Below are 13,363 nucleotides of genomic sequence, written 5' to 3'. Positions count from 1 at the left end.
GCGAGCCAGGCTGAGGCCGGGCGCTCGCGGAGCGGTGGGGGAGGACTCGCGGTCCGAGGAGTCCGACTCGCGTGTCCGAGGTGGGGGGCTCGCGGGGTCTACGGGCGAGCGTCACGGGGGCGTGGAGCTGGGAGCGCTCGTGTCACGTTCGGAATGATCACTGGATGCGAGCGTCACAGGAGCGTCGGCACGGGAGCGCTCCTGTCGCGCTCGGGATCGGAGCGTGCGAGTGTCACGGGGGCGTGGCGCTGGGCGCGCTCGTGTCACGTTCGGAGTGAGCACTGGGTGCGAGCGTCACAGGAGTGTGGGCGCGGGAGCGTTCCTGTCGCGCTCGGGATCTGAGCGCGCGAGGGTGACGGGGGCGCGGCGCTGACTGCGCTCGTGTCACTTTCGGAATCATCTGAGCGCGCGAGGGTGACGGGAGCGCGGCGCTGGGCGCGCTCCCGTCACACCCGGAACGATCTCTGCGGTGGAGTGTGCCGGGGCGGCGCTCCTCAGAGGCCGTAGAGCGGGCGGGCCTCCACCGGGACCAGGCCCTGGTAGTCCTCGTGCTTGGCGATCCAGCCGCGGATGAAGGGGCAGTCGGGGTAGACCGCCAGGCCCCTCGTGCGGGCGGCGTCGAGGGCGAAGCGCGCCAGCTTGCCGCCGAGGCCCTGCCCCTCGTAGGCCTCGTCGATCTCGGTGTGGATGAAGCGGATCGTTCCGGGTTCGGTGCGGTACTGGGCGAAGCCGGCCAACCTCCCGTCGACGTGGATCTCGAAGCGGGACCACTCGGGCACGTCCAGGACCATCGGCTCGCTCACGAGGTCGATCCTCCCAGGCCGCCGTGCGGGACGTACGTCGCGGGGATCACGCCGAGCCTGCCCTTCTGGTAGTCCTCGAACGCGGTCATGACCTCCTCGCGGGTGTTCATCACGAACGGGCCGCCCCACGCGACCGGCTCCCGGATGGGCCGCCCGCCCAGCACGACGACGTCGAGTGCGGGGGTGCGCGAGTCCTGCCCGACGTTGCCCGCCACGGTGATCAGGTCACCGGGGCCGAAGACGGCGAGCTGCCCCTCGCGGATCGGCCGGTCGTCCCGCCCGACGGTCCCCGCGCCCGAGAGCACGTAGACCAGCGCGTTGAAGTCCCGGCGCCAGGGGAGCCGCATGCGCGCGCCGGGGGAGACGGTCGCGTGCATCATCGCCATCGGGGTGTAGGTGGAGCCCGGGCCCTCCAGCCCGGCGAGCGAGCCCGCGATCACCCGGATCAGCGCGCCGCCGTCCGGTGTGGTGAGCAGGACGGCCTCCGCGGCGCGCAGGTCCTGGTACTTCGGCTCCAACCACTTGTCGGCCTTGGGCAGGTTGACCCACAGCTGCAGCCCGTGGAAGAGCCCGCCGCTCGCGACCAGCGCCTCCGGGGGCTTCTCGATGTGCAGCAGGCCGCTGCCCGCCGTCATCCACTGGGTGTCGCCGTTGGTGATCGACCCGCCGCCGCCGTGGGAGTCCTGGTGCTCGAACTCGCCGTCGAGGATGTAGGTGACCGTCTCGAAGCCGCGGTGCGGGTGCCACGCCGTGCCCTTCGGCTCGCCGGGCGCGTACTCGACCTCACCCATCTGGTCCATGTGCAGGAAGGGGTCCAGGTCACGCAGCTCGACGCCCTGGAAGGCGCGCCGGACCGGGAAGCCCTCGCCCTCGTACCCGCGCGGCGCGGTGGTGATCGAGCGGACACCGCGGTCGAGGTCGGTGGGGCCGGGTTCGGGGACACGCGGCAGGACGGTCACGTCGGCGACGGTGACGGCGGGCATCGGGACCTCCGGGAGGAGTGGGCAGGTACTTGCACTCGCAACAACATGAGCGGGTCTCGCTCTGTTCCCCCGGGTACGTTCGCGCTGGGATCACCTCCGGCGCAAGGGAGCACCGCATGCAGACCGTTCTCGAGAAGCTGACCTTCCTCGAAGGGCCGCGCTGGCGCGGCGGCCGGGTGTGGGTCAGCGACTTCTACACCCACCGGGTGCTGAGCGCGAACGAGGACGGCTCCGACCTGCGGGTGGAGGCCGCGGTGCCCGCCCAGCCGTCCGGCACCGGGGTGCTGCCGGACGGGCGGCTGCTCATCGTGTCCATGCGCGACCAGCGCATCCTGCGCCGCGAGCAGGACGGCACGCTGGTCACCCACGCCGACCTGAGCCCGCTGGCCACGGGGGTGCTCAACGACATGGCGGTCGACCCGCAGGGCCGCTGCTGGGTCGGCTGCTTCGGGTTCGACCTGATGAACGGCGCCCCGATGGAGTCGGCCGTGCTGATCCGGGTGGACCCGGACGGCTCGGCCGTGGTCGTCGCCGACGAGATGTTCTTCCCCAACGGCTCCGTCTGCGACGGACGCACGCTGGTGGTGGCGGAGAGCTTCGGAGAGCGACTGACGGCGTTCGACGTCGGGGGCGACGGGGCCCTGTCGAACCGCCGGGACTGGGCCCGCTTCGGCGACCCCCCGACCTCGCGGGACATCTCCGAGGTGCTGCCGTCCCTCGCCGTCGTCGCCGACGGCATCGCCGAGCCGGACGCCGAGGGCGCCATCTGGGTGGCCGACGCCGACCACCACCGCGCCCTGCGGGTGCGGGAGGGCGGCGAGATCGCGGCCGAGCTGGCCACCCCCGACGGGCTGAACACCTACGCGGTGGCGCTGGGCGGCGCGGACGGCAGGACCCTGTTCCTGGCCTGCGCCCCGAGCTTCCTCGAGCACGAGCGGGCGCACACCCGGGACGCGGTGCTGCTCGCCACGCGGGTCGAGGTCCCCGTGGGATCAGCGCCGGCATGACCGACTGGCTCGCACGGGCCGCGGCGCACCCGGTCGCCCGACTCGCCACGATCCGCCCCGACGGCACGCCCCGGCTCGTCCCCATCACGTTCGCGGTGGTGGACGGGCTGGTGTGCTCGGTGGTGGACGAGGTGAAACCCAAGCGCAGCACCCGGTTGGCGCGCCTGGCGGACGTCGAGCGCGACCCCCGGGCCGCCGTCCTGGTGGACCACTACGCCCCGGACTGGACCGAGCTGTGGTGGGTGCGGATCGACGGCACGGCACACGTCGTCGACTCGGGCGGGCTGTGGGAGCGGGCGCTGGAGGCGTTGCGCGCCAAGTACCCGCAGTACGCGCAGGCCGACCCCCGCGGCCCGGTCCTGGTCCTGACCCCCGCGTCCGTCCGGGGCTGGTCCGCGTAGGTCGTGAGCGGCGATGGTCGCTCTGGCGACCATCGCCGCTCACAAGGCCTCGAGGAACCCGGTGATGGTGGACTCGACGAGGGCGGGGCGCTCCAGGTGCGGAACGTGCCCGCAGCGGGGGAACAGCAGGTCGACCGGGCCCCGGGCCAGGTCCCGCACCGCCTGCACGTGGACGTCGCTGCCGTAGGGGTCCTCCGTGCCCTGGATCCCGAGGATCGGGCAGGTGATGCCGGGCAGCTCCGGCCGCAGGTCCCAGCTCGCGAAGGCCGGGTCGAGCCAGACGTCGTTCCAGTTGCGGAAGGTGCTCTCGGCGTCCCGGTGGTGGCGGGCCATCCGACGCGCCAGGTCGCCCGCCTCGAAGGCCGCCCGGGCCGAGCGGATCGTCTCCAGCGCGAACGGTTCCACCAGCACGTGCGGGGCCAGCACGACCAGGCCGGACACGGGCAGCGCCGCGGCCGCGAGCAGCGCGATCGAGCCACCGTCGCTGTGCCCCACCAGGACCGGCTCGCCGAGGCCCAGCTCCGCGATCAGCATCGGGACGACGGTGGTCGCCTCCTCGTGCATGAACGACGGCGTGCGCGGCCCGGGTGGGAGCTCGGAGAACCCGTGGCCCAGCCGGGAGTACGCCACCACCCGTCGCCCGGTCGCCGCGGCGAGCCGCTCCGGGAAGCCCTTCCACAGTCCCACGGACCCGAGCCCCTCGTGCAGGAACAGCAGCGCGGGACCCGCGCCGGGGACGTCGAGGACCTCGTGGCCGTGGATCACGGAAGGAGTGCTACCAGCTTCCTCGGCGCGACGCACCGGTAGGCCTCGGTGACGATCTCCTCGATCTCGGCCCAGTCCACCTCCACGTCCAGGTAGACGCCCAGCCAGCCGCGGTGCCCGACGTACGGCGGGCGGAAGAAGCGCGTGGGCTCCGCCGCGACGAGCTCCTCCTGTGTCCCAGGGGGTGCGGCGCACCAGAAGGCGAGCCGGTCGTCGTGGTGGTGGTCGGCGAAGGAGACGAACACCTTGCGGCAGAACCAGGTCGGCTCGCCGTGGCTGATCCGCTCCGTCGCCTCCGGGAGTGCCAGACACAGCGCCCGGAGCCGGTCGAGCGCCGAGGTGGGCCCCGTCACGGGCGGTACGTCCCGAAGCACCAGACGTTGCCCTCGGGGTCGGCCACCGCGAACTCGCGGGAGCCGTAGGGCTGGTCGACCGGCTCCTGGACGACCTCGGCGCCGCCGACCCGGGCGAAGAGCGCATCCGGGTCGGCCGCCGTGAGGTAGAGGACGGCGCGGCCGGTGTCGAAGCGGGGGTCGCCGCTGCGCGGTCCGAGCAGCAGCGTCGAGTCCTCCCACCGGAGCTCGGCGTGCGCGACGGTCCCGTCGTCCGCCGTCGCCACCCGGCCCTCGGTGAGCCCCAGCGTGCCGACGAGGAAGTCGAGGGCGGCGCGGGGGTCGTCGTAGCGGAGTGTCGCGTGGATTCCCATACCGGAAACCTAGGGCGACCCGGCCGTCACGTCTTGAACGAATGCGCGCGGCGGCAGTCCGGCCAGGTCGCGGAACTCCCTGGTCAGGTGGGCCTGGTCGCTGTAGCCGCAGAGCGCGGCGACCGTCCCGGGCGGCTCGCCCCCCACGACCAGGCGCGCGGCGCGCTCGAACCGCAGCACGCGCGCGGCCGTCTTGGGCGCCACGCCGATCTGGGAGCGGAACCGCGTGAGCAGGTGGCGCCTGCTCCACCCGGTCTCCGCCGCGAGGGCGCTCACCGCGATCCCGCCCGCGGTGCGCCGCAACAGGTTCCAGGCGTGCGCGACCTCCGGGTCGGGGAGCCGACGGTCCTCGGCGAGCAGCCGCTCGGCCAGGAACCCCTCGAGCGCGGCGAAGCGCGTCGGCCAGTCGGGGAGGTCGGCGAGCCGGTGCGGAAGCGCCGCCAGCGCGGGGTCGAGCCCGTCGAGGGTCGGGACGAGATCGGCCAGGTCCGCGCCGGGCCTGCGCAGCAGCACGAACGCGCCGATCGGCGTGAGGTCCACCTGCATGCCGTGCTGGTGGCCGGTGAACTCGGTGAGCACGGCCGCGGTGTGCAGGCCCGCGACGAACGACCGCGGGGCGGACGGGCCCGCCGGGCCGACCAGCCGCAGCTCGGGACCGAACCCCAGGATGAGCGTGCAGGACCCGACCGGCGCCTGACGGCGGCGCAGCGGGGCCGCGCTGAACTCCCGGTAGCCCTGCAGCCTGCGCACGAAGGGGCGCAACACGGGCGGCGGTCGCCGCTCGACGTACTCCCCCTCCATCCGTGCAGTGTGCCGCGTATCGCCCATCCGGCGCCGGCACCCATAATGCGGCCATGAACGGGCTGGCGGCATCGGTCGTCGAGCAACTGCCCCTGGGACTGTTCGCCCTGGATCCCGCGGGCCGGGTGCTGCTGTGGAGCACGGAGGCCGCGCGGCTGACCGGCTGGCCCGCGGACGAGGTGCTCGGCGAGATCCCGTTCGACCACGACCGGACCCCGGTGGACCGGGCGGGGGCGCAGGCCCTGTTCGACGCGGCGCGCGCGGGCCGGGTCTCGGTGCCGCTGCCCGCGAACGTCCCCACCGGGCGCACCCTGTTCGTCCACGCGGGGCCGGGCACGGGTGGGGTCGGGATCGTCGGCGCCCTGCAGGACGCCTCCGACGCGCGGGCGGGCACCGAGGCCTTCTCGCTGCTGGACGCGTTGTGGCAGAACGCCCCCGTCGGGTTGGCGTACTTCGACACGGACCTGCGGTACCGCAGGCTGAACACGGCGATCACCGCGATGGACGGCGGCACGGAGGACGGGCGGAACGGGCGCACCGTCGAGGAGCTGCACGGCGAGACGGGCGTCCGGATCGGCGAGGTCATGCGCGAGGTGATCGCCACCGGCGTCCCGCGCACCGACTGGCCGCTCACCGGCAGGCTGTGGCAGGGACACGGCCCCGAGCAGTCCTGGATGATCAACTGCTATCCGGTGCGCGACCGCAACGGGTCCATCCTCGGGGTGGGGCTCGTGGTCCTGGACGTCACGCAGTCCGAGCAGTCCCGCCGCGAGCTGGCCGCGCTCGCCGCGGCGCGCGAGCAGGTGCTGCGCCGCTACCGCAGCCTCGTCGACGCGACCGCCTCGGCGGTCTGGATCCGCGAGTCGGACGGCAGCGCGCGCGAGGACTCGCCGAGCTTCCGGGCGGTGTCGGGACAAAGCCGGGAGGAGTACCTGGGCTGGGGTTTCCTCGACGCCGTGCACCCGGCCGACCGGGCGGGCAAGCGGGCGGCGTGGGCGGCGGCCGTGGCGCGCGGCGCGGACTTCGAGCACGTCCACCGGCTGCGCGCCGGACGGGGCTGGCGCTGGTACCGGTCCCGTGCGGTGCCGGTGCTGGAGGACGGCGTGGTCGTCGAGTGGGTCGGCACCGAGACCGACATCGACGACGAGTGGCGCTCGCGGCACCGCCTCGACGTCCTGGCGGGCGCCACCCTCGCCGTGAACACCGCGCTGGACCCGGAGACCGAGCTGCTGGCCCTCGCCGACGCCGTCGTCCCCGAGTTCGCCGACCTCTGCCGCGTCTACCTCGTGGACGACACCGAGGCACCCGCGCCCGGCAGGCCCGTGCGCGGGCGGCGCTGGGTCACCCGGGCCGCGCCCGGGCTGCCCCCGGTGCCCGGCGCGGCCGACGGGACCACCGACGGGGCGGCGCGGTTCGTGTTCGGCCCCGACCACCCGCTGGCCAGGGCCGTGCGGACCCGGCGCCCGGAGCTGGAGCTGGACCCGATCGAGACCGACCACTGGGCGGGCACCCCGGAGATGTTCGAGTGGGCGCGCGCGGTCGGGATGAACTCCCGGCTCGTGGCGCCGGTCCTCTCCGGCGGCCGGGTCACGGCCGGGCTGCTGTTCGCGAGCTGCGGCGACCGGCCCGAGTACACCCCGGACGACCTGGCACTGGTCACCGAGCTCGCGGCGCGGGCGTCGGCGGCGGTGGAGCACGGTCGGCGGTTCCAGCAGACGCGCCAGGTGTCCCTGGCGCTGCAGGAGTCGATGCTCACCGAGCCGCCCGCCATGGCGGACATCGGCATCGGCGGGCTGGAGGTGGCCTGCCGCTACCGGCCCGCCGCCGCGGAGCTCGAGGTCGGCGGCGACTGGTACGACGTGTTCCGGCTCCCGTTCGGCGACCTCGCCCTCGCCGTCGGGGACGTGGCGGGGCACGATCTCGCCGCCGCGGCGACGATGGGGCAGCTGCGGAGCATGTTGCGCGCCTTGGCCTACGACACCGACGGGGCGCCGTCGGACGTGCTGCGCCGGTTGGACCGGGTGGCCTCGCGGCTCGACGTCACGCGGTTCACCACACTCGTCCACGGACGGATCCTGGTGCGCGGCGGCGGGATGGTGTTCCGCTGGTCCAACGCCGGGCACCCCGTCCCCCTGCTGATCGACGCCGACGGTGCGGTCGAGCACATCGGCGGCGCCGTGGACGTCGTGCTGGGGGTGGACCCGGAGCGGCTGCGCCACGACCAGGAGGTGCCACTGCCGCCCGGCTCGACCCTCGTGCTCTACACCGACGGCCTGGCGGAGCGCCGGGACGATCCCGACGACTGCGCGGACCGCGCCCTGCTCGCCCTGGCCCGGTCCGGCGCCGCGCTGGGCCTGGAGGAGCTCTGCGACCACCTGGTCGCGGGGACGCCCGCGGACACCGGTGACGACATCGTGGTGCTGGCGGTCCGGTGCACGAGCTGATCGCGCGGGCGCGCGGTCTCGCGGGCACCCCCGCGATCCTCGGCGTCACCGGGCCACCGGGCGCGGGCAAGACCACGCTCGCCCGCGCGGTCGTGGCGGCCGTGCCCGGCGCGGTGCACGTGCCGATGGACGGGTTCCACCTGGCGGACGTCGCGTTGGAGGGGCTCGGTCTGCGGGACCGCAAAGGCGCACCGGAGACCTTCGACGCGGACGGGTACGTGGCGCTGCTGCGTCGGATCCGGGCGGGCGAGGCGGTGTGGGCGCCGATGTTCGAGCGGGACCTGGAACAGCCGCTGGCCGGGGCCATCCGGGTACCCGCCGGGGCACCGCTGGTCGTGACCGAGGGGAACTACCTGCTGCTCTGGCCCGCGGTGGCCGCCGCGCTCACCGAGGTCTGGTACTGCGACCCGCCCGCGGGCGTGCGGCGCGAGCGCCTCGTCGCCCGGCACGTGGAGTTCGGGAAGAGCCCGGCCGACGCCGAGGCGTGGGTGGCGCGGGTCGACGAGCCGAACGCACGGCTCGTCGAGTCCACGCGAGAGCGGGCGGACCTGCTGGTCCCGTGACCCTCAGCCGCAGGGGGTGACGCTGCAGTCCGGGGCGGGCTGGTCTTGGGCGGTGCGGCCCTCGGGGGCGAGCAGCCCGCGCTCCCGCGGGTCCGCCGACTGCTGCTGCGGCGGCACGGGATCGGTGCCGTCGGCGGGGGCGCCGGGCTGCGGTCCGGCCGGTGGCCCGCCGTCGGGCGGGGGAGGGGCCGGGGTGTCGGCCGCGGGCGGGACCTCGGCCTGCGTGGTCGGCTCCGGGGTGGGGGTCGGCGTCGGCGTCTCGTTCGGCGGCAGCTCCGACGCCCGCTCGCCGATCGGGGTGTACCCGCCGAAGCTCTGCGGCGGCTGGTCCGCGACGGCCTCCTTCATGAAGGTCTGCCACACCTCACCCGGCAGCGACTTCCCCTCGATCGGGGTGCCGGACGCCGTCCGGATGGGGGAGTTCATGTCGGTGCCGACCCAGACCGTCGTCGCGAGGCCGGGGGTGAAGCCGGAGAACCAGGCGTCGTTGTTCTCGCCCTCGAACCGCGACTGCACCGTGCCCGTCTTGGCCGCGACCGGCCTGCCGATCGAGCGGTCGTCCGCGGGCGCGACGTCCAGCATGGCCTCCACGGTGTTGCGGGCCACCCGCTCGCTGAACCGGCGCTCGCCGGTGGCGTCGGGCGCCTCGTAGAGCACCCGGCCGTCCGCGGTGACGACCTTGGAGATGAAGTGCGGTGCGTGCCAGACCCCGCCCGCCGCGATCGTCGCGTACGCCGACGCCAGCTCGACGGGGGTGACCTCCTTGTTGCCCAGGGCGAGACGCGCGTCGGGGTCGTCGAGCGGGGAGGTGATGCCTGCGGCGCGGGCGGCCGCGGCGACGTTCTCCGGGCCGACCTTCGCCGCGAGCGTCGTGAAGATGACGTTGTTGGACAACGTCATCGCCTGCTTCACGTCGCAGCGGGGGCAGTCCGCCCCGTCCGCGTTGCGGGGACCGCCCTGCTCGCTGCCGTCGAACACGGTGCCGAGCCCGATCGGCGGGTCGTGCATCAGCGCGGCCAGGACCACGAACGGCTTGAACGTGGAGCCGGGCTGCTTGCTGACCCGCGCGTAGTCGAGGCCGACGCCGTTGTCCCCGCCGTAGTAGGCCTGGACGCCGCCGGTGTTCGGGTCGATGGCCACGACCGCGCTGCGCAGGTTGTCCGGCTGCCCGGCCAGGGCCTCCTGCGCCGCGTTCACCGCCTTCTCCTGCTGGGCGGGGTCGATCGTCGTGGTGATCGTGAGGCCCGCCTGCGACATCTCCTGGTCGGAGATCCCCAGGGAGTCCAGCTCGGCCTTCACCGCGTTCACGACGTGGCCGCGGCTGTCCGCGAACGTGCCCGTGCCGCCGACCTTGCGCTGCTGGGTAGCGGGGAAGGTGGCGGCGGCGCGGTCGCCGGGGGACAGCCAGCCCTCGCCGACCATGCCGTCCATCACGAAGTCCCAGCGCTGCACCGCCTTCTGCGGGTCGATGGCCGGGTCCCACCGCGACGGGGACTGGATGACGCCTGCCAGCAGCGCCCCCTCCGCCGGGGTCAGCTGCCCGACGTCCTTCGCGAAGTACGCCTGCGCCGCGGACTGGATGCCGTAGGCGCCGCGTCCGAAGTAGATGGTGTTCAGGTAGTCGGTGAGGACCTCGTCCTTCGACTTCTCCTGGCTCACCTTCAGGCTGACGATCAGCTCCTTGTACTTGCGCCACAGCGTCGCCTGGTCGCCGACCAGGGCGTTCTTGACGTACTGCTGGGTGATCGTCGAGCCGCCGCCGGAGCCGCCGCGCAGCTGGTTCCACACCGCCCGGGCGATGCCGGTGACGTCGAACCCGGGGTTGGAGTAGAAGCTGCGGTCCTCGGCCGCGAGCACGGCCTCCCGGACGTGCGGCGGGATCTGGTCGAAGGACACCTTCGTGCGGTTGCCCGCCTCCGGGACGAGCCGGGTCAGGTCGGAGCCGTCGGCGTAGGAGATCGTCGCGACCTGGTTGTTGACCGCCTGGTCGGCGGTCGGCACGGCGAACGCCAGGTAGCCGATCCCGAGCAGCAGCAACGGCACCCCGACGACGAGCCCGAGGCCCGCCGCGACCGACCACAGGATCGTGCGGCGGCGCCGCGCCGCCCGCTGCGCGGGGGTCATCGCGGCGAGTCGGGCGCGGGCGCCGGGGCCGAAACGACGCCGCAGCAGGTCGACGGGCGCGAACACACCCCGGCGGATCGGGCGGACCGGCTCGGGCGCGGCGGGGATCCCGGTGCTCAGCCCGCCGCCGCCGGTGGGGCGGCGGCTGTCGGGGGTCTGCCACCAACCCACCCCGGAGCGTTTGCCCGCCCGACGACGTCCGCTCGGCGCCGCGTGCTGCCTGGTCGGCGCGCTCACGGTGGTGTCGGCGGGGCCCGTGGTGGAGGTCCTGGTGGCGTCCGTGGTGGCGGCCGCGGTGGCACGGGTGCGGGTGGTGCGCGTCGACGCCGTGCGGTCTGGGGTTGTGCGGTCTGGGGTTGTGCGGTCGGAGCTCAGTCCGCGGGGAGATCGGCCGGGTTCCTCGCGGTGACCGGGGTGGACCGTGCGGGCAGAGTCGGGACGGTTCGGGTTCGTGCGGTCGGGGTTCGCGCGGTCGGGGTTCGTGCGGTCGGGGTTCGTGCGGTCGGCACTCGGGCCGACGTCCCCGGCGCGCAGACGTCCCGGGTGCTCGCGGTCCGGCGGGCGGACGGTGTGGGCGGCGCTCGGACGGTCCGGGCTCGTCTCGTCGGTTTCCGGGCGGTCCGAGCGCAGGTGGGCGGGGCCGGGACGGCCGGTGCGCTCGGAGTCCGAGGGGCGAACGGTGTGGTCCCGGCGCGGGCCCACGCCCGCGGAGCCGGCGGGTCCCGGTGTCGTCGCGCTCGGGACGCCCGGCGCCGGACCGGCTGATCTCGACCCGGCCGGCGGCGGGCCCGACGATGCAGGACCCACCGACGCCGACCCGACCGGTCCCGACCCGGCCGACGCCGGCCCGAGCGGTCGCGACCCGGCCGATCCGGGACGGGCCGGTGCGGGAGCGGCGGATCCCGGCGCGGCCGAGCGGCCTGCGGGAGGGCGGACGGAACCCGGCGTCGCGCTCCCCGCCGGACCCGCCTGCGGCACGTCGGCGCTGTTGCGTTGTTCCAAGGCCCGGCGGAGGAGCTCGGCGTGCCGGGAGCGCGGTCCCTGCGGTCCCCGCGGGCCGTCCGCGCCGTCGGGTCCGGAGGTGCCGGAGTCGGGCGCGGTGCGGGCCGCCGGCACCGACCGGCCCTCGGACGGGGGGACGGACGCATCGGGCCGAGCCGGGCCGTGGCCGCCTCCGCGCACGCTCATCCTCCCTCGCCGTCCGGTGCACCCGGTCGGTGGTGGACGGCCGGGCACGAAGAGGCCGTACGGCGCAACCCGAGGGATCCGTTCGGGTGCCTCGTACGACTGTCTGGAGGCTCAACGGCCCAGCCCAGGGCCGCGGTGCGGCACCAGATCGAACTCACCCGAATGACGGCACCCCGCCCCGGTCATCCTGGCGATCCCGACGACGGTGCGTGACAGCGACTGCTCCGGACGGATGTGAGCGTGGCCCCCCGCTGCAGCCGGGGCCGGTGCCAGGTGGCTCAGGTTCCTGACGGCCGGGGTTGCCGAGTGCCCCGGCGCCGGACGATGGAAGGCCCGGACCGACAGGTACCTGAGGCTCGCGGGGTGGGCTCGTAGCGGGTTTCTGGGCGGTTCGGATGGTCGGGCTGCTCGATGGTCCGGAACCTGAGTCTGGCGCGGGCTGTCCCTCGTCGGCTGCCGGGCGGGGCCGAATCGGGCCCGGCCGGATGGTCTGGGCTTCGGGTCGTCAGGGACCTGAACGTCGTGCAGGGACGCCCACGTCGGGTGTCGGTCAGGCCGGATGGTCAGAGCGCCGGATGGTCCGGAACCTGCGTTTGGTGCGGGTTGGCCCACGGCGGGTGCTGGGCGGGCCGGATGGTCGGATTGCGGGACGGCTCGGAACCTGCGGGTCGTGCGTGGTGGCCGCCGTCGGGTGTCGGGTGGGGGCGGATGGTCGGGTTGCTGGATGGTCCGGAACCTGCGGGTCGTGCGGGGCGGCCGCCGTCGAGTGTTGGGCGGGTCGGATTGTCGGGGCCTCGGATGGTCAGGGACCTGAGCGTCGCGTCCGGGGACGCGTGGCGGGTGCTGGGCCGGCCGGATGATCGGGGGTCGGATCGCCGGGAACCTGAGGATCCGAGGGACGCGCGTCGTCAGCCGGTGCCCTGCTCGGCGAGGAGGGCGGCCATGCGGGCGCGGAGCTCGGTGGCCGCGGAGTAGGGCCGCACCATGACGGTGAGCTCGACCAGCCCGTCGGCGCCGTCGCGCAGGATGTCGACGCCGTCGAGGGCCCGCTCACCGACCCGGGTCCGGAACCAGAGCACGTGCCCGTCGGGGCCGGCGAACTCGGCGTCGTAGCGGAAGTCCTCGAAGACCCGCACGACCGCGCGCAGGATCATCCGCAGCGACTCGCGGCCCTCGTAGGGCTTGTGCACGATCGGCGAGTGGAACACCGCGTCGGCGGTGAAGAGATCGGCCGCGGCGTCGGCGTCCCCGCGCTCGACCGCGGCCCGGAACCGGGCGAACCTGTCGCTGCTCATCCCGGCATCCGATCACGTGGGCCGGGCGGGCACCACCACCGTCCGGACGGCGGCGCGAGCCGGCGGCCGGATGCGCGTCCCGTCCCGTGCGGCGGCGCCGTGGCCGGGCGCCCTGTCGGCGGGTGCCACCCGCCAGGGCCGAAGGTCCCCTTTCTCGACGTTCTTCGCCGCAGCATCCGGGGGGCCGAACACTGGACCGAGTGGGTCAGGAGACTCGTTTCTCCGGCCCTGGAAATCGTCGGCCGAAAAGGTCGGCAATGAGGTCTCCGCGGAAGTGTGAGAG

At 74.5% G+C, this 13,363-nt stretch carries 12 protein-coding genes; 4 read left to right on the top strand and 8 right to left on the bottom strand.

Annotated features, from left to right (window positions below):
- Positions 1 to 494: 494 nt before the first annotated feature.
- Positions 495 to 803, bottom strand: coding sequence for a GNAT family N-acetyltransferase (locus tag L3X23_RS10875; RefSeq protein ID WP_237192095.1), 309 nt, complete (start codon positions 801 to 803; stop codon positions 495 to 497).
- Complete coding sequence (locus L3X23_RS10870) at positions 800 to 1,786, bottom strand: pirin family protein (RefSeq protein WP_237192094.1); 987 nt, start codon at positions 1,784 to 1,786, stop codon at positions 800 to 802. The genes L3X23_RS10875 and L3X23_RS10870 overlap by 4 nt, the downstream gene beginning before the upstream one ends.
- A gap of 116 nt (positions 1,787 to 1,902) precedes the next feature.
- Between L3X23_RS10870 and L3X23_RS10865 the strand changes: the two genes are divergently transcribed.
- Together L3X23_RS10865 and L3X23_RS10860 are read left to right on the top strand one after the other, a co-directional pair.
- Positions 1,903 to 2,793: an SMP-30/gluconolactonase/LRE family protein gene (locus tag L3X23_RS10865; protein ID WP_237192092.1), complete on the top strand. Its 891-nt coding sequence runs from the start codon at positions 1,903 to 1,905 to the stop codon at positions 2,791 to 2,793.
- Positions 2,790 to 3,194, top strand: a complete 405-nt coding sequence (locus L3X23_RS10860) for a TIGR03668 family PPOX class F420-dependent oxidoreductase (protein ID WP_237192091.1) — start codon at positions 2,790 to 2,792, stop codon at positions 3,192 to 3,194. Before L3X23_RS10865 ends, L3X23_RS10860 begins: the two co-directional genes overlap by 4 nt.
- 39 nt (positions 3,195 to 3,233) lie before the next feature.
- Here the strand turns inward: L3X23_RS10860 and L3X23_RS10855 are convergent, their stop codons facing one another.
- The 4 genes from L3X23_RS10855 to L3X23_RS10840 are packed head-to-tail and all read right to left on the bottom strand — an operon-like array spanning position 3,234 to position 5,466.
- On the bottom strand, positions 3,234 to 3,959 hold the full coding sequence (locus L3X23_RS10855) for an alpha/beta fold hydrolase (protein WP_237192090.1): 726 nt from the start codon (positions 3,957 to 3,959) through the stop codon (positions 3,234 to 3,236).
- Positions 3,956 to 4,312, bottom strand: a complete 357-nt coding sequence (locus tag L3X23_RS10850) for an MmcQ/YjbR family DNA-binding protein (protein ID WP_093078309.1) — start codon at positions 4,310 to 4,312, stop codon at positions 3,956 to 3,958. The genes L3X23_RS10855 and L3X23_RS10850 overlap by 4 nt, the downstream gene beginning before the upstream one ends.
- Positions 4,309 to 4,665, bottom strand: coding sequence for a VOC family protein (locus L3X23_RS10845; RefSeq protein WP_237192089.1), 357 nt, complete (start codon positions 4,663 to 4,665; stop codon positions 4,309 to 4,311). The genes L3X23_RS10850 and L3X23_RS10845 overlap by 4 nt, the downstream gene beginning before the upstream one ends.
- A gap of 9 nt (positions 4,666 to 4,674) precedes the next feature.
- Positions 4,675 to 5,466, bottom strand: coding sequence for an AraC family transcriptional regulator (locus L3X23_RS10840; protein WP_237192088.1), 792 nt, complete (start codon positions 5,464 to 5,466; stop codon positions 4,675 to 4,677).
- Positions 5,467 to 5,519: 53 nt separating this feature from the next.
- Here L3X23_RS10840 and L3X23_RS10835 point away from each other — a divergent pair, with 53 nt between their 5' ends.
- On the top strand, positions 5,520 to 7,910 hold the full coding sequence (locus L3X23_RS10835; RefSeq protein WP_237192087.1) for a SpoIIE family protein phosphatase: 2,391 nt from the start codon (positions 5,520 to 5,522) through the stop codon (positions 7,908 to 7,910).
- The gene (locus L3X23_RS10830; RefSeq protein WP_237192086.1) at positions 7,898 to 8,473 is read left to right on the top strand and encodes a nucleoside/nucleotide kinase family protein; all 576 of its coding nucleotides are present in this window, start codon (positions 7,898 to 7,900) and stop codon (positions 8,471 to 8,473) included. The genes L3X23_RS10835 and L3X23_RS10830 overlap by 13 nt, the downstream gene beginning before the upstream one ends.
- 3 nt (positions 8,474 to 8,476) lie before the next feature.
- Here L3X23_RS10830 and L3X23_RS10825 read toward each other — a convergent pair whose 3' ends face one another.
- Positions 8,477 to 10,834, bottom strand: coding sequence for a transglycosylase domain-containing protein (locus tag L3X23_RS10825; RefSeq protein WP_237192085.1), 2,358 nt, complete (start codon positions 10,832 to 10,834; stop codon positions 8,477 to 8,479).
- A gap of 1,859 nt (positions 10,835 to 12,693) precedes the next feature.
- Complete coding sequence (locus L3X23_RS10820) at positions 12,694 to 13,080, bottom strand: nuclear transport factor 2 family protein (RefSeq protein ID WP_237192084.1); 387 nt, start codon at positions 13,078 to 13,080, stop codon at positions 12,694 to 12,696.
- Between the last annotated feature and the right edge of the window lie 283 nt (positions 13,081 to 13,363).

The organism is Pseudonocardia sp. WMMC193, from assembly GCF_021728735.1.
Lineage (GTDB): Bacteria > Actinomycetota > Actinomycetes > Mycobacteriales > Pseudonocardiaceae > Pseudonocardia > Pseudonocardia oroxyli.
Note: the sequence above shows the minus strand (reverse complement) of the source record. Positions and strands in the feature narration are given on the sequence as shown.

What these genes read in the sequence shown, in the direction of transcription:
- L3X23_RS10820 (WP_237192084.1), bottom strand. Translation starts at nt 13,080, where the DNA reads ATGAGCAGCGACAGGTTCGCCCGGTTCCGGGCCGCGGTCGAGCGCGGG.
- L3X23_RS10870 (WP_237192094.1), bottom strand. Translation starts at nt 1,786, where the DNA reads ATGCCCGCCGTCACCGTCGCCGACGTGACCGTCCTGCCGCGTGTCCCC.
- L3X23_RS10840 (WP_237192088.1), bottom strand. Translation starts at nt 5,466, where the DNA reads ATGGAGGGGGAGTACGTCGAGCGGCGACCGCCGCCCGTGTTGCGCCCC.
- L3X23_RS10865 (WP_237192092.1), top strand. Translation starts at nt 1,903, where the DNA reads ATGCAGACCGTTCTCGAGAAGCTGACCTTCCTCGAAGGGCCGCGCTGG.
- L3X23_RS10835 (WP_237192087.1), top strand. Translation starts at nt 5,520, where the DNA reads ATGAACGGGCTGGCGGCATCGGTCGTCGAGCAACTGCCCCTGGGACTG.
- L3X23_RS10860 (WP_237192091.1), top strand. Translation starts at nt 2,790, where the DNA reads ATGACCGACTGGCTCGCACGGGCCGCGGCGCACCCGGTCGCCCGACTC.
- L3X23_RS10845 (WP_237192089.1), bottom strand. Translation starts at nt 4,665, where the DNA reads ATGGGAATCCACGCGACACTCCGCTACGACGACCCCCGCGCCGCCCTC.